Annotated in this window: 8 protein-coding genes and 3 tRNA genes; all 11 read left to right on the top strand. The window is 32.5% G+C overall.

What is annotated here, in order from left to right:
* Positions 1–178 precede the first annotated feature (178 nt).
* The 11 genes from rpoH (at position 179) to nusG (ending at position 8646) form a co-directional block, all read left to right on the top strand.
* Positions 179–1036 carry an RNA polymerase sigma factor RpoH gene (gene rpoH / locus REG_RS09065; RefSeq protein WP_006705367.1) on the top strand — a complete coding sequence of 286 codons (858 nt, stop codon included), beginning with the start codon at positions 179–181 and terminating at the stop codon, positions 1034–1036.
* Between the two features lie 1253 nt (positions 1037–2289).
* Positions 2290–2721: a winged helix-turn-helix domain-containing protein gene (locus REG_RS09070; RefSeq protein WP_006705368.1), complete on the top strand. Its 432-nt coding sequence runs from the start codon at positions 2290–2292 to the stop codon at positions 2719–2721.
* Positions 2722–2937: 216 nt separating this feature from the next.
* Positions 2938–3120: a hypothetical protein gene (locus tag REG_RS14710; RefSeq protein WP_339739661.1), complete on the top strand. Its 183-nt coding sequence runs from the start codon at positions 2938–2940 to the stop codon at positions 3118–3120.
* A gap of 986 nt (positions 3121–4106) precedes the next feature.
* A complete protein-coding gene (locus REG_RS09075) occupies positions 4107–4922 on the top strand; it encodes a prepilin peptidase (RefSeq protein WP_006705369.1) in 816 nt (271 codons plus the stop codon).
* Positions 4923–5379: 457 nt separating this feature from the next.
* Positions 5380–5838, top strand: a complete 459-nt coding sequence (locus REG_RS10880) for a winged helix-turn-helix domain-containing protein (protein WP_050749378.1) — start codon at positions 5380–5382, stop codon at positions 5836–5838.
* 177 nt (positions 5839–6015) lie between these two features.
* Positions 6016–6504 (top strand): hypothetical protein, encoded by a 489-nt coding sequence (locus tag REG_RS09090; protein ID WP_006705370.1) that lies wholly within the window; start codon positions 6016–6018, stop codon positions 6502–6504.
* A 327-nt stretch (positions 6505–6831) separates the two neighbouring features.
* A tRNA-Thr gene (locus REG_RS09095) sits at positions 6832–6907 on the top strand.
* A gap of 18 nt (positions 6908–6925) precedes the next feature.
* A tRNA-Tyr gene (locus REG_RS09100) sits at positions 6926–7010 on the top strand.
* A gap of 141 nt (positions 7011–7151) precedes the next feature.
* Positions 7152–7226, top strand: a tRNA-Gly gene (locus REG_RS09105).
* A 486-nt stretch (positions 7227–7712) separates the two neighbouring features.
* Positions 7713–8096 carry a preprotein translocase subunit SecE gene (gene secE / locus REG_RS09110; protein WP_006705371.1) on the top strand — a complete coding sequence of 128 codons (384 nt, stop codon included), beginning with the start codon at positions 7713–7715 and terminating at the stop codon, positions 8094–8096.
* A gap of 4 nt (positions 8097–8100) precedes the next feature.
* The gene (gene nusG / locus REG_RS09115) at positions 8101–8646 is read left to right on the top strand and encodes a transcription termination/antitermination protein NusG (RefSeq protein ID WP_006705372.1); all 546 of its coding nucleotides are present in this window, start codon (positions 8101–8103) and stop codon (positions 8644–8646) included.
* Positions 8647–9185: the final 539 nt, after the last annotated feature.

A 9185-nucleotide genomic window follows, 5' to 3' on the forward strand; every position in this document is an offset into this window, starting at 1 on the left:
AGTGAACTTTGGCGATCTCTAATAGGTAGCTAAGCTACATCGATTTCCTTAATTTTCGATATTTGGGTTAATATTGTTCAACGCTTGAATTTGGTTTTAAGCATGCTAATATGACCGGCAGTGTAAAAGTCTAATATGCACGGGAAATGTACATATGCTATTGCTATGAGAGGTTCAAATGAGCAAAGAAATACGAACTTTAGCCTTAATATCACAAGGTGGTCTGGACGCTTATATTAGGACAAGTAATACCTATCCGATGCTGACGGCAGAAGAGGAACAGGAATTAGCAGAACGGTTGCATTATCACGGTGATCTAAGTGCAGCTAAGCAATTGATATTATCTCATTTGCGTTTTGTTACGCACGTTGCTCGTAACTATTCTGGCTATGGTTTACCGCAAGCTGATTTAATTCAAGAAGGTAATATTGGTTTAATGAAAGCGGTTCGCCGTTTTAACCCTGCTATTGGCGTGCGTCTTGTGTCTTTTGCGGTGCATTGGATCAAAGCGGAAATTCATGAATATGTTCTACGTAATTGGCGAATAGTAAAGGTCGCGACGACTAAAGCTCAACGAAAATTATTTTTTAATTTACGTAAATCTAAGCAACGCTTAGGCTGGTTTAATCAAGATGAAGTAGAAATGGTTGCCAAAGAGCTAGGCGTGTCCAAAAAAGACGTTCATGAAATGGAATCACGTATGTCTGCACAGGATATGACGTTTGATCTTTCACCGGATGATGATACGCGTGATGGTCAATTAGTGGCTCCTGTTCTATATTTGCAAGATAGAAACTCTGATTTTGCTGGGGATGTTGAAGAAGATAATTGGGATAATCACGCCGTCGACAAATTGTCATTCGCATTAGAAAAATTAGATGAACGTAGTCAGCACATCATCCGGGCGCGGTGGTTAAATGATGATAACAAAGCGACTCTGCAAGAACTTGCTAATCAGTATGGTGTATCTGCTGAACGTGTCAGGCAGTTAGAAAAAAATGCCATGAAAAAGTTGCGGCTAGCAATAGAAGCTTGAACGAATAATAAAACGAAAATTTAAATATAATGAAGGACTGCTTGTATTAGTTGCTTATCGTCACTTCAAAGCACTATGGTATTCTTGGATATCAATGTAGCTCATTTTTTATGGGTGTTGAAAAAATAGAAAAGTCAGTTACTTTAAACACCAAAGCTCAGTGTGCATGCTTAAATTTAAAATGAGTCACTCAATTTATTAAACAAACTTTATCGTTGGGATATTGGTTAGGATAAACTTCTGATTAATAACTTTCCGATTATACTGTTATCTCGACGATTCCTCCTCCCCCTAATACAGAGTAATGATAACTTGTTTAAGAGCCTGATTGAAATCTCTTGTGCTCGCTAATGCTTTGTCAAAAAAAGCAACTGCGCTTTTTCGCTCATTTTTTCCTCGTTTGAGTATCTTTCAAGAAGATTTGGAACAGGCTCGTAAGATGATTGACTAAAAAGTCTCTGCAATAATATTAATGAAAAATTGCTTGAGTTTTTTATTGAGAGTGAAGTGATTCCATCCATGAAAAATTACAGCAAGTGATTTGTATTATATATTTTAAATATTAACTTTAGATTGACCTGTATTATAAAGTAAATATGTATAATATACATGGTTGAGATTTTATGATTGACAAATAAAAGTATTTATTAATAATAGAAAATATTATTTTTACTTATTTTAACATCCTAGGGTCTATTCAAAGTTTTCTTTAGCGAGGTTAGGGCAGTTAACAAGTGAGCATAATACCTTGCGAGCTCAAAATGCTTATTTAGTCTCTTCATTAAGTATGAAAGGTAACTGCGTTTTTTCGCTTATTTTTTCCTCAATTTTCCATCACTGAAGAAGATTTCGAATAGGCTCTTAGAGATGACTTATAATAATTATTTAATAATAAATCAGAGATCAGAGATGATAAGTAGCAAAATCGTTCTTATCTTTTAAAAAAAACGAGTCAAATATATTTTATAATTCTTTATTTTTATATGTTTTACAGTAATTAATCATTTATTTTAATAAATCAACTTAATTATATATTCATTTATTTTATATATTTAGCTGAATATAATAATATATTTTTATTCCTATAATTAGATTAAATATTATTTTTTAGAATTAAATATTATTTAACTATATAATTTTATTTGATTTTTATTATAAATATGAATAATAATTATTGTCGAATTTATTATATATCAATGATTATACTATTTTAAAATGTAATTTATTGATTTTTTAATATTAGGGAGTGAATTATGTATATCGATACTGTATCTGTAGTCACCGAGAGCAAGCTCATTGATATCAATGGTAAAGATATCATAGATTATGGCTCCGAAATTTCTGTGGATTGCTGCATGAATAAAATCCATTTTCACGGAAAAAAATTAACCATCAATATAAATGAAAAACAAAAAAGATTGGTAATGTGTCTTTTTAATGATGTCAATAGAAAGCAAGACATTATTAAGGTAGTATGGTATGAAAATCATAAAGGTATATCAGATAATAATTATCATCAATTAATCCATAAGTTTAGAATATTATTAGATGAATTCGGTATCCCTAGCGGTATTATAAAAACCATCAATAGATATGGGTTACGGTTAGATACTAGCTTATTACGCTCCTCTATGAATAGCAAATGTCATGACCGTTTTAACGGATATCATCAATCAAATAATTAATATACAACTGAGAGTTTTTATTATCTCGAACGTATGTTGATTTATTAATAATTAAGGAGAGGAGAGGAGAGGAGAGGCAATGCTTTTTTCATTAATAGAAAAACTACGCATTGCCTGTTTTTCCTCTTATATGAAGAGTTCTTAGTAAAATTTAAAGATACTGATATAAAATAATTTATAAATACAGTAAGTAAAAAATTAAATAAAAATATAATTATAGAGCCAAAAAATAATGGGTTAATTTCTGTGCGTAGTTATGAAAAATTAGATAAAAATAAATATTATCAATTTTTTCTAAACGTACTTAATATACATGGTTATGTCATATTAGAGTTAGCAAATAATATATTAAAGGTGATGCCGGCTAAAAAATATAAGCTTCTACTAGTATTGTTTTAGATAGAAAAGAAAGTCTAAATAAAATCACCCCACTTAAACATATTTTTGCTAAATAAATTGTGCTGTTATTACTTCAATTAAATGATAATGCAGGTTCAGGCAGTGTGATACATTATAATCCATCAAATATATTATTTATCTCTAGTTGGGAGGAAATCGTTTATTTGACTATATAGGGAAATCACAAAATATAAAAAATAAAGCAGGATTTAATTTATTCATTAGTACTCCTCACCTTTTCTCTTTCTGTAATTATTATCTTACTTGCTATAGTTTTTTTGATAGTAGTAGAAAAACTTATCCATATAAAAGACTGTCAATAGCAGCAGAAATATTAATGCTGATAAATAAAATCGCACATGATTATGGTTTGGTCTTTACTATAGTAATTTTTATTATTAAATAATGCTTGGGTTAATGGAAGTGATCATATGACGAGCCAGCACTGGTATTGGCGATGGTGCGGAGAAAATATTAATCATAAATATTTCGTTTTACTTAGAGTCGGTATGTATAAAAAGTAGACAATTTTGAGTCAAATTTTACTTTAAAAATTTATGTTAAAAAACGATGAGATATGCTCGTCTATATGATTTTACTCTGTTGGAGAGTTACTAGCAATAGCCATCTTCTCAATAATAAATATAACGGTTTATCAAATATTGCGAGCTACATTCAAAAGTGAAAAAATATTTGAAAAATTAGTTACTATCTAACGTGACATCGATTATTTAGAGCAGGATGTTAGTCATGCAATAATGATAGTTTACAGCTGAAATAATTTATTTCCACGGACGGATTTTTCATCGAAAGAAAAAATAAAAAATATATTTTTCAATTATTTATTAGCGTTATTGATTTAGATACTATTTATGGGATTAGTATTTTTAAAATAAATATAGAAAAAGGAATGATGTTTTTCTTAGCCATTTTCTGTCGGGGAGATCTAATGTAGCATGATAACTTTAATTTAGAAGGAAAAAATTATGATTGAATGGAATTTTTATCCGTATTTAATTTTTGTATCTATTTTTGGATTATGTATTGGTTGCTTTTTAAATATTATAATACATCGAGTTCCTATTATTTTACGCAAACAATGGAATGAAAGAGTACATGATGAAAAAAAAGAAAAATATAACCTATTCGTTCCTGGGGCATCATGTCCTCACTGTCATGGAAAAATATTATTCATATATAATATGCCTATTTTGGGATGGTTATATTTAAAGGGAAAAAGCCGATGCTGTAATAATAAAATTAATTTACGTTATCCCATAGTAGAGACGCTGACAGCTATAATTACAGTTTTTATTATGATTGAGAATGACAGCATATGGCCAAAAATTGCGGCATTAATCTTAGCTTGGTCATTAATTGTGCTAGCATTTATTGATTTAGATAAAAGAATTTTACCTGATTGCATCACATTACCTTTGCTTTGGTGTGGTTTATTAGTAAATGTAGAGGGTATGTTTACATCTTTGTCTTCAGCTGTAATTGGAGCAACTGTTGGATATCTATTTTTTTGGTTAACTTATTGGTTAATAAAAAAACTAACAGGAAAAGAAGGTATGGGATATGGTGATTTTAAATTAATGGCAGCGCTCGGAGCATGGTTCGGTTGGGAGATTATTCCATTTTTAACATTTATCTCTTCTTTTTTAGGTATCATTGGATATATTTCATTAAGGATTTTTACAAAAATAACAAATAAATCAATTGCATTTGGTCCCTATTTAGCCATATCTGGAATAGTATTTATCTTCTTTCATAAGAATTTTAATTATTTTTTATATTGACTGGTATTTTAATAAAAATAGTTTATCTAATTTAAGAAAATTTATTAAAAAATAAGTTATGTTTCCATTGTTAAATTTTTTAAGTTATACAAATTATATAAAAAATACATTTATTATTTAAGTTTGTTTTTTGTATTTATTAAATATTTTTATTAGTGGAATTTAATTTTTTAATTACATCAATTTTAGTTATATATTTACTGATTATTTCTTTAGTTTTTAAGTAAATTATTGTATTTTCTTATTGGTTAAATATATTTATGTTATTATTCAGTAATTGTAAACGTATATTAAATAATGTTATATAAAAATTATTCAAGATGGTTCATGTGATTGATTTTATTGATATTAATTTCTATAATAATCAGCTGGCTATTTCGACATTTAGAAAAAAAACGGGCTCAGTTAGTATAGAAATGTACATACATTGCGTGCTGTTAGCTATGGGTAAAAACTAATGGACAAAATATTTATTGGAGAGGTTTCTTTTTGTCAAAAAATTCGTACGATTGAACAAGATGGTAGAGAAGTAAAACTGAGAAATAAAGAATCAGAAATGCTTAAGCTGCTTTGTGAAAACTATCCAGAGCCCGTTTCGCGCAGGAAAATAGAACAATCTATCTGGGCAGGAAGTTACGTTACCGAAAATACATTAACACAAACAATTAGTAATTTGCCTAATGCCATCGATGATAAAAAACACGAGCTTATTCTTACTATTCCGAAAAAAGGATATTGTCTAGCAGTAGAGCCAAAAATGATCAATTTTGATTCGAGAAAAATATCAGAAGAACCTACAAGGATAGTTAAAAAATCAACAGAAAAAGTAAATATTAATGAGCTCTCTTTTTTTACATGGCTCATCGGTGTTGGAATTTTTTTATTTGTATTTTGTTTTACATCCTTATTTTTTTAATAGCAATCAAATTAATATTCTTTCTCTGCAATCGCAAAGTCTACCTATTCTGATTAATTTGGATAAAGATAGAGATGCTGATTTTTTACGCACTTATAGAAAGCCACCTTATCTATTACTAAAGAAAAATAGTGATAATAGTTATTTAGTTTGTGAACCCTATAAAGGTGGTTTGACATGTTTAAAAAAATGATTGCTTTTTATTTAACCGCTATCGGTTCAGGATACTTATTAGGCGCATTTTTAGGCATTCTTTATGCGTACTACAATCCAATGCATCAACTGAATGGTTATTGGAAAAATAATTATTTTTTCTCAACACAAAATGACCAATATCATATTAATTCTCGCGTTAGTATCATTGGGCGCGTCATTAAATTTTCCTCTGAAGTGTATGATCAAGCAGCAGTGCTGAAATTTAATAGAGATTCAACATTGAGTCTTGTTGATACCAAAAACAATATATTTAAAGAGGAAGTAACCTCTAACACAACCGCCAATATGGAAGATGAAGTACTTAACCTATTATTTTATAATCAGTTAGTTATTAGTCGTCCTACCTTCTATTTATTGGATAATAAAACAATATTATTTGAGCAATCTCAAGGAAATACCCATGCTAGTGCAAGGTTGCTGAAACGGAGTGATAGAAATTATAATAATTAATGCTTTCATATATTTTCTTAGAGCCTATTCGAAATCTCTTGCGCTCACTGATATTTTGTCAAAAAAGGGATCAAAATGCTCATTTACTCTCTTGTTTATGTAAAAAAGCTACTGCGTTTTTTCACTCATATTTTTCATCAATTAAGCATCGCTAAAGAAGATTTCGAATAGATTCTTAGATCAAAATTTCGGATTGGCTGAAGATGGATTTATGTTTGTTAGTTAATCGATAAATCATTATTTGTTTGCTTTATGAGCAAAAAAACAAGTAAGATCATTTTTTTGTTGCATAGCTCGCTCGTACTGCTAGAATGCGCTCCAATTGAAGCCGGCATAGCTCAGTTGGTAGAGCAACTGACTTGTAATCAGTAGGTCCCGAGTTCGACTCTTGGTGCCGGCACCATAAAAGAATTTAAGTTTAGGTGGGGTTCCCGAGCGGCCAAAGGGAGCAGACTGTAAATCTGCCGTCATCGACTTCGAAGGTTCGAATCCTTCCCCCACCACCAAGTTCAATTTTGAACACTTGCCTAATGTAGTGGCATAGTTGTGTAGCAATATCCTGTTTAACTACGCTAAATTGATGAAGGGTTTAGCAAAAAAATATCGAGAATGAATATTTAGTACTACTACAGCAGGAATTATGTAATGCGGGCATCGTATAATGGCAATTACCTCAGCCTTCCAAGCTGATGATGTGGGTTCGATTCCCACTGCCCGCTCCAGAATTATCGAGCATTGTTTGACTCGCATGTTATAAAAGGGCATCATTTGGTGCCCTTTTATGCCATTCTGAAATCAGAATTTGCTCTATTGTGTGTTGTTTTTTCTAATACAAGGTGCATTCAAGAAAAGTAAGGTTCGTAGAGATTCTATATCAAATGCATTCAGAATATTAAAAACTACGCGGGGGTTATGCCGTCAAAAAAATGCCGTAGGCGGGTCTGTAAAATAAAGCAAGCGCCAGATTTGTAAAAGCGGCTACGGATGGCTCCCTTCACATCCTTCTTAAATCTAAGAGCCTGTTCAAAATCTTCTTTAGCGAAGAAGAACAGACGAGGAAAAAATGGGTAAAGAAGTGCCTTTTACATGGTTAAATAAGCATTTTGAGTCCTTTTTCGACAAAATATCAGTGAGCACAAAAGATTTCGGATAGGTTTTTAGAAAGGCACTGGGTTTGTTACTTTATTCATAGCTGACAGGTTGATTTAATGATTTTGAACACAGAAGCTCAACGTAACCGTAGTGGCATGGAAGCTATTAAATGGCTGTTCGTTGCTATATTATTGGTTGCTGCTATTGTTGGTAATTATTATTATCGTGATATTTCTCTTCCGTTGCGTGCACTGGCTGTAGTAATTATCATTGCTCTTGCTGGCGCGCTGGCGTTAGTCACAGTGAAAGGTAAAGCGAGTGTCGGGTTTGCTCGCGAAGCTCGTACTGAAATGCGTAAAGTAATTTGGCCAACGCGCCAGGAAGCCCTGCAAACTACGTTAATCGTTGCAGTGGTCACTGCGGTGATGTCACTGATCCTTTGGGGGCTTGATGGTATTCTTATCCACTTAGTCTCGTTTATTACTGGCTTGAGGTTTTAATAAGATGTCTGAAGCACCCAAAAAACGTTGGTATGTCGTTCAGGTGTTTTCCCGTTTTGAAGGTCGCGTAGCTCAATCGTTACGTGAGTATATCAAATTGAAGGAAGTTGAAGATCAGTTTGGCGAAATCATGGTTCCGACGGAAGAATTGCTTGAAATGCGCTCGGGTCAACGTCGTAAAAGTGAACGTAAATTTTTTCCAGGTTATGTATTAGTACAAATGTCAATGAATGAAACTAGTTGGCATTTAGTGCGTAGCGTACCCAGAGTGATGGGATTTATTGGGGGTACATCTGATCGCCCGGCGCCAATTAGTGACAAAGAAGTTAATGCGATCATGGCTCGTCTGCAACAGATAGGTGATAAACCACGTCCGAAAACATTGTTCGAGCCCGGTGAGTCGGTGCGTGTTAATGATGGCCCTTTTGCTGATTTTAATGGTACCGTTGAAAAAGTTGATTATGAGAAGAATCGTCTGACGGTTTCTGTTTCCATTTTTGGTCGTGCTACGCCAGTAGAGCTTGATTTTAGTCAAATCGGCAAAGGTTAGTTACTTTAAGAGCCTGTTCCAAATCTTCTTGAGCGACGCTCAATTGATGAAAAAATGAGCGAAAAGCCTAGTTTACGTAGCGTAAATGAGCATTTTGAGCGCGTTTTTGACAAAAGAATGCTTGTAAAACCGTAGCGAGGGTGGGAGGTTAAGGCGCACGGCGGCGCACAGCAACCGCAATGTACATGCGAGTACATGAAGATTGTGAGCACCGCGCAACAGCGAATTCACACCGTTCAGTAGATTTTGCAAGCCGTCTAAGGTATCAGCGAGCACAAGAGATTTTGAATAATCTCTAAGAACAGTAAACGTGCAATACAAAGTCTCATTTTCTGTCTTTCATTTTAGATGCATTTATTTTTAGAGCAGAGCACGACAAATATAAAATCAGGGGAGCCTAAAAATAGGAGCCTATTCGAAATCTTCTTGGATTGCGCTTCGACAAAGAAAAGATAGGTGAAAAAACGCAGTTTCTTTATTTTACAAAAATAAGGAAGTAAATAAGCATCTTGAGCCCTTTTTTGACACAGTATAAGCGA

It is taken from the genome of Candidatus Regiella insecticola LSR1 (genome assembly GCF_000143625.1).
GTDB lineage: Bacteria > Pseudomonadota > Gammaproteobacteria > Enterobacterales > Enterobacteriaceae > Regiella > Regiella insecticola.

Coding starts and splice junctions, on each gene's coding strand:
- REG_RS09070 (WP_006705368.1), top strand. CDS start 2,290: ATGTATATCGATACTGTATCTGTAGTCACCGAGAGCAAGCTCATTGAT.
- REG_RS09090 (WP_006705370.1), top strand. CDS start 6,016: ATGTTTAAAAAAATGATTGCTTTTTATTTAACCGCTATCGGTTCAGGA.
- nusG (WP_006705372.1), top strand. CDS start 8,101: ATGTCTGAAGCACCCAAAAAACGTTGGTATGTCGTTCAGGTGTTTTCC.
- rpoH (WP_006705367.1), top strand. CDS start 179: ATGAGCAAAGAAATACGAACTTTAGCCTTAATATCACAAGGTGGTCTG.
- REG_RS09075 (WP_006705369.1), top strand. CDS start 4,107: ATGATTGAATGGAATTTTTATCCGTATTTAATTTTTGTATCTATTTTT.
- REG_RS10880 (WP_050749378.1), top strand. CDS start 5,380: ATGGACAAAATATTTATTGGAGAGGTTTCTTTTTGTCAAAAAATTCGT.
- secE (WP_006705371.1), top strand. CDS start 7,713: ATGATTTTGAACACAGAAGCTCAACGTAACCGTAGTGGCATGGAAGCT.